This is a genomic window from Embleya sp. NPDC001921, from assembly GCF_053594475.1.
Map to the genome: position 1 here is coordinate 68,617 of NZ_JBSFEO010000001.1, position 16,395 is coordinate 85,011.

The window sequence follows — 16,395 nt, forward strand, 5'->3', positions numbered from 1 at the left end:
TCCGAACGCCCCGTATACCCCTTCGTGCACGGATCGAGAAAGTGAGCGGGACCCCCATGTCCTCACTCGGTTCTTCCCCTTCGTCGTCCCGCCGCCGCCTGTTGGCCGCGGGTGGATTGGGCGGGCTGCTGCTCGCCGGCACGGCGGCCGCGGGTACCGCCTCGGCCTCTCCCGACGACGACCGCGACGGCGGGCGCCGCGAGCCCTCCGGCAGCGTGCCGACGATCGCCGCGCTCCTGGACCTGGACACCCGCCGTCTGCCCGCCGACACGATGGTCTCGGTGGCCGGGTATCACGCGGTGGGCGACGGCGGCGGCATGGTGGTGCGCTGGGATCCGCGCTCGAAACTGCCCGCCAACGGCGGCACCGTGCACACGGTCGGCGCGCCCAAGCGGGAGGGTCGGTGGATCCAGGTGCACGACGGGGTGATGGACTTCCGCCGGTTCGGCATCCTGGACGACAAGGTCCCCGCCGACGCCGCGCTGGACGCGATGGTCGACGATCCGTACATCCACCGGATCGAGGCCCACACCGACCTGCTGTTCGTCAAGCGGCACACCTTCGGCCGCTCCCGGATCGTCCTCGACTTCGGCGGACACACCGTCCGCACCACCGGCATCGAGAAGAACACCCACGACAACCCGTTCGGCGCGGTCCTGTACTTCAAGGGCAAGGTCACCGACACGGTGGTCGCGTACCCGCTGGCCGAGACCGTCATCGAACTCACCGACGCCTTCCCGGTACCGGACTCCGGCAGGTTCGAGGTCGGCGAGTGGTGGACCGTGGAGATCGACCCGATCGCGGGTGGGGGCACCTACGAGCGCGAGTTGCAGAAGCTGGTCGAGATCACCCAGGTCGTCGACGGCAAGCACATCCGGGTGGACTATCTCAACGGCTGGGAACTGGCCGCCGGACGCCGCATCACCTGGACCCGGGTCGAACCGGTCCGGCGCGCCGACGTCCGCAACATGGTGTTCCTCGGCGCCGGCCCCGCCGACGACGAGTACACCGGCTCGCACCCGATCGCCTACGAGTACGCGGTGCGCTGCGACGTGATCGGGATCGAGGCCACCGGGTCGTTCTGGCCGGTGATCATGCGCCGCTGGTGCACCCACTTCCACACCGCGCGCTCCTCGCTGAAGAACCCGCCGACGGTGATGTACGGCGGCGCGGGCTACCTGACCCAGCAGATCTACTGCCTGTACGGCCGGGTCGAGGACTGCGTCTCCAGCAACGCCCGACACCTGAACGACCTGACCGCGTCCGCCTACTGTCACGTGGTCAACTGCCACGGCGACGGCGACGACCAGGGCGGCAACCCGTTCACCACGCACGGGCAGTACGAGCACGACCTGCTCTTCGAGGGCAACTCGGGGCTGATGGACATCGCCAACTCCGGTGTCCTGTGGGGTACTTCGGCGAAACGCATCACCGTGCGCGACCACGTGTGCTCGTGGTTCGTCGCGGGCACGAAGATCACCGACCTGACCCTGGAGAACGTCCGGGTGATCCCCCGACCGACGTTCGACCCGGGCGGCACCCTCCAGGTCAACGCGGACGGCGTACAACTGCGCGGCTGCGTCGCGCGCACGTTCGCCATCGGCCAGCGCTCGGCCCGCTCCACCCGGCCGAACGTCATCGAGGGCTGCACGTTCCATCTGCCCGCGAAGCAGGTGCTGGTGCAGACGCCGGTGACCAACACCGTGCACTTTCGGGACTGTACGTTCACCGGCGTGGACGGCGCGATCCTGCGCGGTTCGGGCGAGGTCGACTTCGACGGGTGCACGATCGTCGGGGCCTCGCCCGCGGCGGCCCCGCTGGAGGTGGGCGCGGCCGTGCTGCGGCTGACCGCGAGCACGCTGACCGACACCGGCGTCGTGCTCTCCGCGGTCCGCGACCAGAGCGTGCACGTGAGCGCCGGAACCCGGATGACCGGCGCCAACGGCGCCGGTGCGCTGCTGTCCCGAGCCGCCGGAACGGGCGTCGCACGCTGGCAGTTGCACGACGCGGCGTCCACCACCGACGGCGCCCACGTGCGGCTGGAATCCGGGGTCAACCACTGGGTGGCCACCGGGACCCGGTTCACCGGCGGCCGATTGGAACTGCGCCCGCAGGCGTTCGCGGGCACGTCCTCGGCGCTGCACACCACGTGCGTCGAGGACGGCGTCACCCGGACCGCGCTGCCGACGGACGGCCCGCGGGTGGTCACCACCGGGAACCTGGCGATCTGAGATGGAACCGCGCACCACCACCTCGGCCGACGATCCGGCGCTGCGCGCCCTGTGGGCGGTGGCCTTCCCGGACGCACCCGGCCTGCCCGCGCTGCACGCGCACGACCCGGGCCGGCACGAGCGCACCCTGGTCGTCGCCGCCGACGACGGCGCGATCGACGCCGTCCTGCACTGGCAGCCCCGCCCGATCCGCGACGCGGCGGGCGGGGTCGAGGTGGTCGGTTGTGTGGGCAGCGTGGCCAGTGCGCCCCGGGCCCGCGGCCGAGGGCTGATCCGCCGACTGCTCGCGGTGGCGATCGACGACATGACCCGGTACGGCTGCGCGTGGTCGCTGATGTTCAGCGGCACGCCCGGGGTGTACACGGGATCCGGCTGGGAGACCTTCCCGACGCCGTATCTGCGCGGCGTGGCCGGGTCCGAGGCGGCGTGGGGCGATCGCCGGGTGCGCGAGGCGGGGCCCGCCGACCTGCCCCGGATGATCACGACGCACGCCGCCTCGAACGCGAACCGGCCCCTGACCACGGTGCGTTCGCCGGCCGACTGGGCCCACCGCTTCCCGCACTGGTACGCGTGGCCCGCCCGGGTGTTGGCCACCGAGCAGGGCGACTACGCGGTGATCCGCCCGGACACCGGCGAGGTGGTCGAACTCGCCCACGGCCCGGGCCGTCCGTACGCGCTGCCCGCGCTGTTGCGCGAGGCGTTGTACGAACTCGGCGGCCCGGGCACGGTGGTGACGTTGCGGGTGCCGATCGACGCGGCGCTCACCCGGGCGATCGGCGCGGTGCTGACCGACGTGAGCACCGGTCACACCGACTTCGGCCTGGCCCGGCCGATCCGAGACGACCGGGCGCGGGTGCGCGCCACGGTCACCGCCCCCGGTGCCACGCACTGGCTGGGGGACGCGTTCTGATGGATCGTCAGGACGCCCGCACACCGCCCGGCTCGGCGAGGAGTCACCCCGTGCCGCCGAGCCGGGTGCCGGTTCTGGTCGGCGGTGACGCCACCGTGGTGTGCACGGCCGACCCGCACACCGGTGCGCTGGTGGCGACCGGCCCACCGATACCGGTGCGCACCGCGTACGCAGCCGGCCATCCGCGCCTGGACCTGGCCTACGGTGTGGACGAGGCGCTCGACGGCACGATCACCGTGCTCGATCCGGGCCGCCGCCCCGGAGTCCGGCAACAGGTCTCCTCACGCGGCTCGATCCCGTGCCACGTCGCGGTGTCCCCCGCCGGCGGGCACCTGCTCGTCGCCAACTACGGCACCGGCGACCTGCTCGTCCACCGCCTCGACGAGCACGGCGCGCTCGCCGAGGCGACCGAGCAGATCGCGCTCCCGGGCCCGGGCTCGCGGGCGCACCCGGAACGGCAATCCGCCGCGCACCCGCACCAGATCGTGTTCGAGGACCGGGACACGCTCACCGTCGTCGACCTCGGCGGCGACGTCCTGCTGACCTACCACCTGAGCGCGGGCCGGCTGCGGCTGCGCTCCACCCACCGCGTCCCGACCGGCACCGGGCCGCGCCACCTGAGCGGCCGCTGGCTGCTCGGCGAACTCGACCCGGCGATCCTGGCCCTGCCCGACCTGACCCGCCATCCGCTCGCCGCGCCGGGCCTGCCCTCGGCCATCGTCACCGCGCCCGACGGCGCGCACGTGTACGCGGCCAACCGGGGCCCGGGCACGATCACCACCCTGGCCACCACCACCCCGCACGCGATGTCCGACCTCCCCGCCGGCGGCGCCGCCCCGCAGGATCTGGCCTTCGTCGGCGACGTGCTCTACGCGGCCCTGCCCGACGCGGACGCGGTCGCCGCGTTCCGGTGGGCCCCCGGCACCGGTGCGCTGAGCCCGCTGGGCATGGCGCTGCGCACCCCCGATCCACGCTGCCTGCTGCCGCTGCGCCGGCCGTGACCGGCGGCCGGCCGCCCGGGACCGGCGGCTCCGGGGCTCGAAAGGGTCGGCCGGCTCGGATCCCCCGGCCCGGCCCGGCCCGACACGGCCGACACGACTCGCCCGGCCCACCCACCGAGTCGTCCCCCGCCGCCCCCTCAGGCCGAGCGGAAGACCTCGCTCACGCTGGTGAAGCTGTCCTTCGCGTGCCCGGCCTCGACGGCCCGCCGGAACACATCCCGAACCGCGCTCGGCAGCGTCGCGTCCACCCCCGACTGGAGTGTCGTGTGCACGACGTGCTCGATGCTCGCCAGGCCCATCGCCAGGTTGTCCACATCGCCGTTGTGGTCCCCGGCGTCCAGGCGCGGCGCGTAGAAGGCGAGGAAGTCCGGTACCGACGCGGCCGTCGCCGACGCGTGCGGCAGGAACTCGGCGGCCGAGATGCCGTTCGCCCGCGCCACCGTCAGCGCGTGCAGGGCGGCGGTCATCGAGGTCCAGAAGATGTCCATCTGAAGCTGGTACAGGAGTGCGGCCAGGCCGGGGTCCTCGCCCCGGTAGTCGGTCCCGGTCAGCACCGCCAGGGTGTCCCGGTGTGCCTCGAACACGTCGGCCGGGCCGCTGTAGAAGGTCGACATCTCGGGCGAGCCGATGCCCGACGGCGGCGACTGCACGCCACCGGTCAGATGCCGGGCACCGTGCCCCGCCGCCCACTCGGCCCCCGCCCGGGCCCGCGCGGGGGTGTCCGAGCTGAGGTTGACCAGCACCCGACCCGACAGCGCCGCCGCGGCCGGCTCCAGGATCGCGTGGACCGCGTCGTAGTCGGTCAGGCTCAGCACCACCAGCTCGTTCGCCGCCAACGCGGCCTCGATCGTGGCGGCCCGCGCCGCCCCCTCGGCCACCAGCGCGTCCGCCTTGCTCGAAGTCCGGTTCCATACGGTCACCGGGTGACCGGCGGCCAGGAACGCGCGGGTCATCGCCTGTCCCATCGGACCGAGACCGATGACCGTGACCGCCTGCTTGCCCGCCGCCTGCTTGTCGCCCATGAGTACTCCAAAGATCTCGTGATGCGTGAACTGGAACGAACGCTCTATCCAGTCCCAGGAACGTAGCACATCACTAGAGCGAACGCTCTATCCATTCTGAAACGAACGCTCTATCCGGTAAACTCGCCGCGTGAAGACCAAGGCGCAGCAGCACGAGCCGGTCTCCCCGGCCGCCGGGGCGACCCCGCTCGGCACCCGCGAACGCATCGTCCGCACGGCCTCGCGGCTGATGCAGCGACAGGGCTACGACGGCACCGGGATCAAGCAGATCTCCACCGAGGCCGGTGCCACGCTCGGCTCGATGTACCACTTCTTCCCGGGCGGCAAGCAGGAGTTGGCGGTCGCCGCGATCCGGCACGGGGACGGCGAGTTCGCCGACGTCCTGCGCGACGTGCTGGCCGCCGAGCCGGATCCGGGCGCGGCGATCCGCGAGCTCACCCGCAGCCTGGCCGAGGGGCTGCGCGCGTCCGACTGGATCGACGGCTGCCCGGTCACCGCGACCGCGCTCGGCACCGCGACCGGCGCACCCGACATCCAGGCCGCCGCGGCCGAGGCGTTCGCGCACTGGCGGGAGTTGGTGCGGGTGCGGCTGGTCGAGGTCGGCTTCGCCGAGACGGACGCCGAGGGCCTCGCGCAGACCGTGATCAGCACCCTGGAGGGCGCCGAACTGGCAGCGCAGGTCAGCCGGAGCGAGCAGCCGCTGCTGCTGGCCGGCGTGCACCTGACCCGGCTGATCGACACCTACGAGCGCGGCACGACGCCGGCCGGCTGAGCGCAGGACCGGAGCGGGCGATCCGGCGACCGGAGCGGGCGACCGGGCGGCGTCCGCGAACCCGGCCGCGTGCGGATCAGCGCGCCTCGCCCGCCCGCACCACGCCGTTCTCGTACGCGAACACCGCCGCCTGGGTGCGATCGCGCAGGTTCAGCTTGGCCAGCAGCCGGCTCACGTGCGTCTTGACCGTCTGTTCGCTCACCACCAACCGCGCGGCGATCTCGGCGTTGGACAACCCCTGCGCGATCAGCGCGAGCACCTCGGTCTCCCGCTCGGTGAGCCGCTCGACCCGGCCGCGCGGTCCGGCGTCGGGCGGGCCGAGTCGGGCGAACTCGGCGATCAGCCGGCGCGTCACGGTCGGCGCGAGCAGCGCCTCGCCGTCCGCCACCACCCGTACCGCGTCCGCGAGTTGCACCGCCGAGGCGTCCTTGAGCAGGAATCCGCTCGCACCCGCGCGCAGCGCCTCGTAGACGTACTCGTCCAGGTCGAAGGTGGTCAGCACCAGGACCCGGGTGGTATTGCCCGGGTCCGCGGTGATCTCGCGGGTCGCGGCCAGGCCGTCCAGCACCGGCATCCGCACGTCCATCAGCACCACGTCCGGGCGCAGCGCGGCGACCTGTTCGACCGCGTCCCGCCCGTGTACCGCCTCGCCGACCACGTCGATCCCCGGTTGCGCGCCGAGCAGGACCGAGAAACCCTCGCGCACCATCATCTGGTCGTCGGCGATCAGCACCCGGATGGCCATCTGTGTCACTGCTCCTCGGTCGGCAGGAAGACGTCCACGTGGTAGCCCCCCTCGGGAGTATGCCCGGCTTCCAGCGTGCCGCCGATCATCGCCGCCCGTTCGCGCATGCCCATCACGCCGTGTCCGGAGCCCTCCCGCGCGGGCCCGTCGGCGTTCGGCGCCGCCTCGTTGTGCACCCGCAGACCGATCCCGGTCGGTACGTACGCGACCTCGACCTTCACCCGCGCGCCGGGCGCGTGTCGCAGCGCGTTGCTCAGCGCCTCCTGGCCGATCCGGTAGGCGGACAGGTCGACGCCCTGGGGCAACGGGCGCGGCACGCCGACGGTGACGTGCTCCACCGTCATCCCGGCCGCGCGGACGTTGTCGATCAGTTCGGACAGCCGGTCCAGGCTGGGCTGCGGAGCCGGCCGGCCCTGCCCGTCGAGCTCGCCTTCGCCCTCCTGCCCAGTGCGCAACAGGCCGAGTACGCGCCGGAGTTCACCGAGCGCGTCGACCGCGTTGGCGCGGATCGTCACGAAGCTCTGCACCAGTTCCGGCGGTGGGTCGGCAACCCGGTAGCGGGCCGCCTCGGCCTGGATCGCGATCACCGACATGTGGTGCGCGACCACGTCGTGCAACTCGCGGGCGATCCGGGCACGTTCCTCCAGAAGCGCGCTGCGCTCACGCTCGGTGGCGGTCAGGTCGGCTTGTACGGCCAGCTCGCGGCGCGCGTCGCTGCGCCCCCGGAAGGCGACCACGACCACCATCGCGACCGCGGTCATCGTCGCCGCGACGGGCATCGTGCCCCAGCGCGAGGGGTCCTCCTGCGTGTTGCGCACCAGCGCCACTCCGAGCAGTGCGGTGATCGCCCACGTCTCCACCACGACCCGCGGCCGGGCGTGGAACGCCACATAGGCCAGCACCACGATCTGCGCGAAGATGCCCACGCTGGTCCAGGGCCACTGGACCAGGTCGTGCCCGTTCCCCTCGCCGACCACGGCGCAGGCCGCGGTCGCGGCGAGCGACATCCACCAGGCGAGGAGCGGCCGTTGCGGCGCGAGCAGGATCGGCGCGCCGGTGGCCAGGCCCAGGGCGAAGGCCATGCCGCCGGACACCCCGGGGTAACCCGCCAGAACCGCGCCCTGGATGCCCACGGTGAGCACGACCGCCACGTAGAGCAGGCCGAGTGCGACCGCGCGGCTGCTGAACGGGGCCGGCGCACGCTCGGGGCGGACGCGTACGTCGAACAGGTCCCCGCGCAGCCCGCTCAGTCCTCGATTCACCCGGCCCGGCCGCGCCGCACCGGGAGCGGCCGCGTCGGCCCCGTTCACTCCGTCCGTCCTCACACTCACCCACGGCACGCTACGCGGCGCGCGCCGCCCACCGCGTCCCCGCCCCCGGGTGATCCCGGGTGTCACTCTCGGGAGCTACGTGCGACGCCCGGACCTGCCCGCGCCGGCCTCCCAGCGATGGAACGCCGCCCACAGCGCGAGCAGCACGGCGGCGAAGACCGACATCCACCCGATCCGCGCCGCGATCCACGGCAGTCCGTCCGGCGCCGTGCCCAGTCCGGGCAGGCCGCCGAGCCCGACGCCGACCGAGGTCGCCGCGAGCATCGCGCTCTGGTGCCACAGGAACACTGTCATCGCGGACAGGTTGACCAGCGCGACCGCCGCCCAAATCCCGGGGTGCCGGCTCAGCGCCCGCCGCAGCGGTGCCCGCACCAGCAGCGCGAGCCCGCATTGGGCCAGGCCGAACGCGACCGCGGCGGCGGTGGGCGGGTTGAGGTTGGAGATCGCCTCGCCCGGGACGCCGACCATGCTGACCGGATAACCGCAGTAGCGGATCAGCGCGGCACACGCGAGGGCTCCGGCCATCAGCAGCGGCGCGCCGAGCCGCTCGATCCGTGCCCGGTGCGGCCCCGCCCACAACACGCCCAGGCTGTACGGGACGAGCCAGCCCGCGAGTACGTTGACCCAGCCGACCGCGGCCGGCCCGTCGGCGGCGAAACGGGTAAGGTCCACCAGCGCGACCGTGCCGATCGCGAGCACGGGTCCCGCCCGGCCCAGCCGGACCACGAGCGGGGTGAGCGCGGTCAGGCCCGCGTAGACGAGCACGAACCACAGTGGTGACAGCACCAGTTTGCCCAGCGTGTGCAGGGTGTCGCCGGGCACGAAGTCGGCGAGCAGCGCGATCGCGAGGGTCCACACCGCGAGCAGCGCGGCGATCGGCCGGCCGAGTCGGATCATCCGGCGCCGGGCCCACGGTCGGTAGCGGTCCGCGCGTGCGTGGGATCGCGCCGCGACGTACCCGCCGACCAGGAAGAACACCGCGAGCGGCTGGAGCAGCCAGGTGATCGGGGCGTAGTCGGGCAGCCGGCGCAGCGGGCTGTCGGTCTGCCAGTGGTCGGCGCCCGCGTACACGCCCGTGACGATCCAGTGCCCGAACACGACGCCCAGGATGGCGATCGCCCGCAGGCCGTCCACCTCGCGCTCGCGGTCCGCCGGTGTCGCGTCCGCGATCCGACGGGCCAGGACGCCCGGTTCACGCATGGGTCACCTCCGCGGCGCGGCCCCGCGCGATCAGCGCGAGGTTGTACAGGGCCGGCCCGCCGGGCCGCAGGTAGTCCGAGTGGCCACCGGCCCCGGCCGCGAACTCGCGCGCGCCGAAGCCGTGCCCGGTCGGGTCGGCGCCGAAGCCGACGGTGGTGTCGAAGAACGGGATGCTCACGTTGGGCACCAGGTCGATCCAGTCCGCGCCGCCCCGGCCGGCCCAGACCCGGGCGCCGGTGCCCAGTTCGTCCCGGTCGTCCACGCCCAGGCCGGGGCTGCCGAACACGGCCAGGTCGGCGACGTCGATCCGGGAGACCGCGCGCCCGCACACCACCGAGCCGTACGAGTGGCACAGCAGCGACACCTGCGCGGCGGGCGCCACGGTGTGCAACCCGGCGACGAAGCGCCGCAGTTCGCGCGCGCCGTCGTCGGCCCGGCCGGTGGTCAGCACGTCGAGGCCGATCGTGCGCGGCGGCGAGTAGCCCAGCCAGGCGATCACCGCGACACGCGCGGTGGGGTCCTGGAGGCGGATCTCGTCGTAGAGCGCGCGGGCGCCGCCGGCGGGGGTCGAGTACGGCTTGTCACCGCGGGTGTCGTAGTGGTCCAGGTCGCTGTCGCTGCCCGGTACCACGACCGCGATCCGGTCGGCGCCGGCCAGGTCGCCGAGCACCTCGACCGCGCGGACCCGGCCCGCGCGGCCGTCGAAGGACAGGAAGGTCCGGGCCGGGTCGGCCATGCGCGCGAGGTGCTCGGCCCGTCCGGTGTGGCCGGTGTCCCGGGCCAGGCCGGCCGCCTCGGCGATGGCGCGCTGGTTGGCCGCGTAGCGCTCGCCCAGCGTCGCGGCGGACATCGCGGGCAGCGTCGGTGGTGTCGGCGCCGCCGCGTCCGCGACGCCCGCGCCGGGTCCGGCCAACGCCCCGGCGACCAGCGCCGAGACCAAGCCCATTCGCAGCCGACCACGCATGTCCCGCTCCCGTCCTCGAAGTACGAACACGAAGCTAGGAATCGGCGTCGGTAGCCCGCGTCGCGCCGGAGAGTGGACTCGGCGGGTAGCTCTCCGGGACTACCCGGGTCACCCGCGCGACGCCGATTCGGGACGATTCACCGCACCCGTTCCGCGCCGGCCGGCTCCGAGGCGGTGATCGAGGCGCCCGAAGCGGGGGCGGGCCTCAGGTAGCACCCCGGCTCTCCTCCGCTGGACCGACGCGCATCGGCTCGGGCCGGCTAGCGTTGAATCCGTGATTTTCCGCCCCGTGGCCGAGTCGGGCCCGCGTCCCTTCCGGTCCTGGTCGTCGGCCCGACGCTCCCGCGTCTTCGACGTCACACTCGCGGTCTCGGTCGGGCTGCTCGGCTCCGTGCTCGGCTTCGTCCAGCACTTGCGGGACTCCGGTGGGGACTTCGGGGACGCCGACGCGTGGATGTCGTTCGCGGCCGGATTGATCGCCGGGCTGGTGCTGGTCGTCCGGCGCCCGCATCCGGTGTGGTGCGCGGCGATCGCCGCGGTCGCCCTGTTGCGGGACCAGGTCCTGGGCGCGTGCTTCGCGGCCTACGCGGTCGCCGTGTACATGAGCGACCGGCGCAGGATGTGGGCCGCGGTCGGTCTGCTGTGCCTGGCCACCTGGCAACCGTGGAACTGGCGGGATCTGGGCAACGGCACCGCGAACACGCTCGCGATCCTCACCCCCGCGTGCTACGGCCTCTACATCGCCTCCCGCCGCAGGCTCGTCGCCGCGCTCGGCGAGCGAGCCGAACGAGCAGAGCGCGAACAGGAGTTGCGTGCCGAGCAGGCGCGCGAGGAGGAACGCAACCGGCTGGCCGGGGACATGCACGACATCGTCACGCACCGGGTCAGCCTGATGGTGTTGCAGGCCGGCGCGATGCGCTCGCGGGCGCCGGACGAGGCGACCCGGGCGGCGGCCGAGGACTTGCGCTCGACCGGATGTCAGGCGCTGGCCGAACTCCGCGACCTGGTCGCGGTGTTGCGCACGGGCGAGCGGAGCGGCGCGGGCGCGCCGGTGGAGCCCGCCGTGCTCGACCTGTCCGCCCTGGTCGACGAGTCGCTCGCGGCCGGCGTGGAGGTGCGGTTGCACGTGGAGGGCGCCGTACGCCCGGCCTCGCCGGTCGTGGTCCGGACCGCGTATCGGGTGGTCCAGGAGTCGTTGACCAACGTGCACAAGCATGCTCCCGGCGCCCTCGTCCAGGTTCTGGTGCAGCATGCCCCGGGCGAGTTGCGGATCACCGTGAGCAACACCGCGGCCACCCGCGCGCGCGAGATCGAACTGGGCTCCGGCGGAACCGGGTTGGTCGGTCTGCAACGGCGGATCGAGTTGACCGGCGGCACCTTCCGCGCGGGCCCGCGCCCCGACGGCGGCTTCGAACTGGACGCCCGGCTCTCGGTCGCCTCGACCGAATCGGACCGGGCGCACAAGATACACGCGGCGCGCGAGGCGAACGGGACCGCGGAAGAACCGACGAAGCCGGTGCGGCCGGCCGCGCCGAGCCCGAGCGAACCGCCGACCGCGCCCGCCCGGCCGATCCGCTCGCGGCCGACCCGGACGGGCACCGACCGGTCGCGGCGGCCCGCGGTGGACCGATCGGAACCGGACTCGAAAACGTCACCCGGAGTCCTGACCGCGCCACATCCCGAAACCGGCTGATACCCGACGGATCCCCCCGTATCGAGTTCCGTATCCTCGACACGTGTCACCTCCGCTTGGGTGTTGACTTGGCCGGCCCTCGGATGGACCCTCGGGCCAGCCACATCGCGGGTCGCCGGCGGCGGGCGCCGGCTCGACATCGCACCGTCCAGGCACGCCCTCATCACGTGGCGCCGGAACGTCCACCGACCCACGCGTCGTCGACCCGTCCGGCACCTCGGCACCGCAGCATATCGATCTTCCGGAATCGGAATCTCCGCTTCCGTATGTCGAATTCCCCCGGGCTGCAGGCCCTCGGGACGCCCCGGAAAGGCCTCCTGATGCCGCGAGTGAACGATCCGAATCCGGACCACCCCGCCGACTCCCGAAACCCCGCGCCGAGCGCCACCCCCGGCACGCCCTCCCGTCGGGCCGTCCTCGGCGGCCTCGCCGGCGCCGCGCTCGCCGCGACCCAGTGGACCCCCGCCGGTCTGCTGCCCGCGGCCGAGGCGGTCGCGGCGCCGACCCCACCGAACTTCCCGCCCGGCATCACGCTGGGCGTCCAGCAGTACAAGAACTGGTCCGGCGAACTGCGCGCCGACGACGTGTGGACGGCGGTGCCCGCGCACCCTTCCGACGTCGTGCTGCTCGCGAACTGGGCTCGCGCCAACGGCTATCGGCTCCGGCCCCGCGGGATGAGCCACAACTGGTCGCCGATCCTGATCCCGGCCGGCGCGGACACCTCGCACACGCTGATGGTCGACACCACACGGAACCTGACCTCGCTGGTGGTCAACCCGGGATCGCCCACCACCGTCACCGTCGAGACCGGGTGCAGCGTCGAACGCCTGCTGACCAAACTGGAGGAGGCCGGACGCGGGTGGATCGCGGCCACCGCGCCGGGCAAGTTGAGCGTCGGCGGCGTGCTGGCCATCGGCGCGCACGGCAGCGGAATCCCCAAGCCGGGCGAGAGTCTTCCGCAGGGCGGCACCTACGGCACGCTGAGCAACCTGGTGTTGTCACTGACCGCGGTGGTGTGGGATCAGGCCGCCGGCGCCTATGTGCTCCGGACCTTCCAGCGCAACGACCCGGAGATCGGCCCGTTCCTGGTGCACCTGGGCCGGGCGTTCGTCACCGAGGTCACCCTCCAGACCAACGCGAACCAAAGATTGCGCTGCCAGAACTTCTACCACGACCAGATCGGCACGCTGCTGGGCCCACCCGGCGGCGGCGGCAGGAAACTCGCCGACTACATCCGCGATTCGGGCCGGGTCGAGGTGATCTGGTTCCCGTTCACCACCGTGCCCTGGCTCAAGGTGTGGAGCGTGGCGCCGAGCAGGCCGTGGGTGTCCACGCAGATCAACAGCCCGTATCCGTACACGTTCGCCAACTTCGTCACCGAGGACCAGGCCGAGTTCCTCGCCGACATCGCGACCGGCAACGTGGGCGCGACCGAGGTGTTCACCAACGCCGAGATGGCGGTGGTGGGTTCGGGCCTGATCGTGACCTGGACCTGGGACATCTGGGGCTGGTCGAAGAACACCCAGCTCTTCGTCGAACCGACCACGCTGCGCATCCACGAGGGCGGCTGGGCCGTGCTGACCACACGAGCGAACGTGCAGCGCGTGCTCAACGAGTTCTTCGTGAAGTACACCGGCCTGTTGGCCGCGTACAAGGCCAACGGCCGGTATCCGTGCAACAGTCCGATCGAACTGCGGGTGACCGGCGTCGACCGGGCGAGCGAAGTGGTCACCGCGAACGCGGTCGAGCCCACGCTCTCCGCCGCCCGGCCGCGCCCCGACCACCCGGAGTGGGACACGGTGGTCTGGCTGGATGTGGCGACCCTGCCCGGCACACCCGCCAACCACGACTTCTACCAACAGATGGACGCCTGGATCTGGGGCAACTACACCGGCGACTACGCGTGTGTACGTCCGGAGTGGTCCAAGGGCTGGGCGTACGGGACCGGCGGCGCGTGGACCGACACGGCCGCGATCACCGGCCGGATCCCGAACTCCTTCCGCACCGGCCTGCCCACCGCGAGCAACTTCGACGCCGCGCGCGCCACCTTGAACAAGTACGACCCGAGCCGGATCTTCTCCAACACGTTCCTGGACGTCCTGCTGCCCTGACCGACACCGCCCGAGACGGCATCCTCCCCACCCGGCGCGGCCCGGGCGGGGAGGTACCGTGCTGCGATGCGCACTGTGGAACTGACCCTGGACGGAGCCGCCGAACTCGCGGTCCGTCGCGTATGGGAGGAGTTGGCCGACCTCGGCATGCCCGGGCAGGGCCTGCGGCCGTCCACCGCCAACCGCCCGCACGTCACCCTCGGCACGTGCCACGAACTCAGCGATCCCGTACGCGAGTCGCTCGCCGAGGCGCTCACCGCGCTGCCCTTGGAGGTGGAGCTCACCCGGCCGGTGCGATTCGGCGGCCGATCGCGCACCGTCGCGTGGGAGGTCGCGCCGAGCGACGCGCTGCTCGCCCTCCAGTTGCGCGTGTGGCGCACGATCGACGCGCAGAACCCGTACCACCACCCCGCGGTCTGGGCCCCGCACGTCACGCTCGCCCGCACTCTCCGCCCGGGCGACGCGTGGCAGGAACACGCGTGGCGACTGCTCCGGGGCCGGCCCGCCCTACCCGCGCTGCTGACCGGCGCGCGCAGCTACGACTACACCACCGACACCGCCGAGAATCTCCTGGCACCCACCGAGGCCACGCCGGGATCCGGCTGACCCGGTTCGGTTCGGGCCGGCTCGTCAGCCGTCGCCGTCGAGCCAGCCGTCGTCCAGTGCGCCGTTGTCGTCGTACACGACGAACTCGCGTTCCACCGAGGCGATTTCGTACCCGGCCAGGGCGGCCACCAGGTCCGCCGCGGCGCGCGCGGCGGCCTCGTCGCCCATCCCGTGGCAGCGCTGCGTGACGAACCGCTCGGACCGTCCGTCCGCCCGGGTCCGACGCGCGTTGTGCGACAGGTGCGCGCCGTGCCCGACCACCTCGGCGGCCAACGCGGCCAGGTCGGCGTCCTCGGCCAGCACGAGCTTGAGGTGATGCTCGAAGTACAACCCGGGCCCGAGTGCGCGCGCCTGCGCGTCGCCGGCCGGGACGCCGGGATGCCACGGCGCCGCCTCGATCTTGGTCCGGGTCACCGGATACCCGTCCCGGCGCAGCGCCGCCGCGAGTTCGGCGGCCCGCTCGCGGGCCCGGGCCAGGGTCGTGGTCGCCCGCTCGGTCACCATCGGCTGGGACATCGTGCGCCCGCGCGCGAGCACGATGTGGGTCAGGCCCACGCCGTACGCGCCGGCCCGACGGGCCAGCCCGTCCACGTCGTCGGTGCGCACCGTGACGTGCGTCTCGAACACCCCGGCGAGGTCGGCGGGGAAGGCCTGGCCCGCCCGGCCGCGATGGCGGGCGTGGTCGCTCTCGGTGGCTTCGGTCGGCGCGTGCACCGCCCCATCCTCGCAGGTGGCGACGGGCGGCACCGGGAATAATCGGCGCCCGGACCGGGATCCGGGATCCGCGTGACGGCCCGCAGGCCGATCCGAGCCGAAGAACCCCTCGCCGCCCCGGACACGCCGTCGCACCGCGGACGTATGCGCACCGCGTCGACCCGGGACAGGTGCGCACCGCGTCGACCCGGGACGGATCAGCCGTCCCTTGCCGGGCGACCGGGGACACGCCCCGGCCGCCCGCCGCCGACCGATACCGCGCGGGACGAACGAGGCGATCAGCTCTGTTCGGTGCGCAGCAGGCGCAGGAACGCCTTGATGCCGGAGATCACTTCCTGGTTGTCCGTCAAGCGGCTGACGGTGTCCTCGAATCGGCGGCCCAGGGCGTCGATCTTGCGGTCGGTCGCGTGATGCCGCTCGGTCGCCCGCTCGGCGTCCTGCTCGGTGGCGGTCCGCAACTGCGCGACCGTCTCGCTCAGTTCCCTGGTGCGCTCGTCCAGGCTCTCGACTTTGCTCTCCAGAGTGGCCACCCGGTCGATCAGCGCGAGCACGTCCTCACGCGGGTGGGTCACCTCGCGCAACATGCTCCGCAGCCGCTGCCCGAGGTGCTCCAGGTATGCCTGGCTGGGTCGGAACAGCGTGCTGAGCAGGTAGAACCCGGCGAACCAGTAGCCCACCACGCCACCCGAGGCCCACGTGACCACCGCGATCACCGCGGCCGAGACCACGTGCGCGCCGATCGCTCCCCACAACAACCGGCGGGCGATCCGGCGCGCCTCCGGGTCGCGCGCCTCGGGGACCGCGAGGCCCTTCTCCCGACTGATCGCGATCTCCCGGATCAACTGCCGGGCCCGGAAGTACAGGTTCCAGGGCACGGTCAGCACCGCGATCAGCCAGAACAGGCACAGCGCTCCGGCGCCCAACGACAACAGATCGGCCAACGACGTGTCGTTGACGAAGTACAGGACGATGCCCAACACCGTCGTCCCGACCAGCAGCAAAGCTCCCAAACCTTTGGCCGCGCTCACCCGAACTCCACTCCCCCACCCGGTGATCCGGCCGTCCATGCGAACGACCTGCTCGGACTGTAGGGCA

At 72.9% G+C, this 16,395-nt stretch carries 14 protein-coding genes; 7 read left to right on the forward strand and 7 right to left on the reverse strand.

Annotated elements, in window-relative coordinates:
• Positions 1 to 41 precede the first annotated feature (41 nt).
• The 3 genes from ACWCPW_RS00280 to ACWCPW_RS00290 are packed head-to-tail and all read left to right on the forward strand — an operon-like array spanning position 42 to position 4,142.
• A complete protein-coding gene (locus tag ACWCPW_RS00280; RefSeq protein WP_449759324.1) occupies positions 42 to 2,231 on the forward strand; it encodes a peptidase C14 in 2,190 nt (729 codons plus the stop codon).
• Between the two features lies 1 nt (position 2,232).
• Positions 2,233 to 3,141 carry a GNAT family N-acetyltransferase gene (locus ACWCPW_RS00285; protein WP_449759325.1) on the forward strand — a complete coding sequence of 303 codons (909 nt, stop codon included), beginning with the start codon at positions 2,233 to 2,235 and terminating at the stop codon, positions 3,139 to 3,141.
• Positions 3,141 to 4,142: a lactonase family protein gene (locus ACWCPW_RS00290; protein ID WP_449759326.1), complete on the forward strand. Its 1,002-nt coding sequence runs from the start codon at positions 3,141 to 3,143 to the stop codon at positions 4,140 to 4,142. Before ACWCPW_RS00285 ends, ACWCPW_RS00290 begins: the two co-directional genes overlap by 1 nt.
• 137 nt (positions 4,143 to 4,279) lie before the next feature.
• On the opposite strand, the gene ACWCPW_RS00295 is transcribed toward ACWCPW_RS00290, so the two are convergent.
• A complete protein-coding gene (locus tag ACWCPW_RS00295) occupies positions 4,280 to 5,164 on the reverse strand; it encodes an NAD(P)-dependent oxidoreductase (RefSeq protein WP_449759327.1) in 885 nt (294 codons plus the stop codon).
• A gap of 130 nt (positions 5,165 to 5,294) precedes the next feature.
• Here ACWCPW_RS00295 and ACWCPW_RS00300 point away from each other — a divergent pair, with 130 nt between their 5' ends.
• The gene (locus tag ACWCPW_RS00300; RefSeq protein ID WP_449759328.1) at positions 5,295 to 5,936 is read left to right on the forward strand and encodes a TetR/AcrR family transcriptional regulator; all 642 of its coding nucleotides are present in this window, start codon (positions 5,295 to 5,297) and stop codon (positions 5,934 to 5,936) included.
• A gap of 76 nt (positions 5,937 to 6,012) precedes the next feature.
• Here ACWCPW_RS00300 and ACWCPW_RS00305 read toward each other — a convergent pair whose 3' ends face one another.
• The 4 genes from ACWCPW_RS00305 to ACWCPW_RS00320 all read right to left on the reverse strand — a co-directional run bounded on the left by ACWCPW_RS00305 (position 6,013) and on the right by ACWCPW_RS00320 (position 10,176).
• On the reverse strand, positions 6,013 to 6,681 hold the full coding sequence (locus ACWCPW_RS00305) for a response regulator (protein WP_449759579.1): 669 nt from the start codon (positions 6,679 to 6,681) through the stop codon (positions 6,013 to 6,015).
• Positions 6,682 to 6,686: 5 nt separating this feature from the next.
• Entirely contained in the window at positions 6,687 to 8,012 is a 1,326-nt protein-coding gene (locus tag ACWCPW_RS00310; RefSeq protein WP_449759329.1) for a sensor histidine kinase, read from the reverse strand.
• Positions 8,013 to 8,087: 75 nt separating this feature from the next.
• Entirely contained in the window at positions 8,088 to 9,212 is a 1,125-nt protein-coding gene (locus ACWCPW_RS00315) for an acyltransferase family protein (protein ID WP_449759330.1), read from the reverse strand.
• The gene (locus tag ACWCPW_RS00320; RefSeq protein ID WP_449759331.1) at positions 9,205 to 10,176 is read right to left on the reverse strand and encodes an alpha/beta hydrolase; all 972 of its coding nucleotides are present in this window, start codon (positions 10,174 to 10,176) and stop codon (positions 9,205 to 9,207) included. Before ACWCPW_RS00320 ends, ACWCPW_RS00315 begins: the two co-directional genes overlap by 8 nt.
• 274 nt (positions 10,177 to 10,450) lie before the next feature.
• Between ACWCPW_RS00320 and ACWCPW_RS00325 the strand changes: the two genes are divergently transcribed.
• The 3 genes from ACWCPW_RS00325 to ACWCPW_RS00335 all read left to right on the forward strand — a co-directional run bounded on the left by ACWCPW_RS00325 (position 10,451) and on the right by ACWCPW_RS00335 (position 14,586).
• A complete protein-coding gene (locus ACWCPW_RS00325; RefSeq protein ID WP_449759332.1) occupies positions 10,451 to 11,869 on the forward strand; it encodes a sensor histidine kinase in 1,419 nt (472 codons plus the stop codon).
• Between the two features lie 320 nt (positions 11,870 to 12,189).
• Complete coding sequence (locus ACWCPW_RS00330; RefSeq protein ID WP_449759333.1) at positions 12,190 to 13,980, forward strand: cholesterol oxidase substrate-binding domain-containing protein; 1,791 nt, start codon at positions 12,190 to 12,192, stop codon at positions 13,978 to 13,980.
• A gap of 66 nt (positions 13,981 to 14,046) precedes the next feature.
• A complete protein-coding gene (locus tag ACWCPW_RS00335; protein WP_449759334.1) occupies positions 14,047 to 14,586 on the forward strand; it encodes a 2'-5' RNA ligase family protein in 540 nt (179 codons plus the stop codon).
• Positions 14,587 to 14,610: 24 nt separating this feature from the next.
• Here ACWCPW_RS00335 and ACWCPW_RS00340 read toward each other — a convergent pair whose 3' ends face one another.
• Both ACWCPW_RS00340 and ACWCPW_RS00345 read right to left on the reverse strand, forming a co-directional pair.
• Entirely contained in the window at positions 14,611 to 15,300 is a 690-nt protein-coding gene (locus tag ACWCPW_RS00340) for a hypothetical protein (RefSeq protein ID WP_449759335.1), read from the reverse strand.
• 278 nt (positions 15,301 to 15,578) lie between these two features.
• On the reverse strand, positions 15,579 to 16,328 hold the full coding sequence (locus ACWCPW_RS00345) for a hypothetical protein (RefSeq protein WP_449759336.1): 750 nt from the start codon (positions 16,326 to 16,328) through the stop codon (positions 15,579 to 15,581).
• Between the last annotated feature and the right edge of the window lie 67 nt (positions 16,329 to 16,395).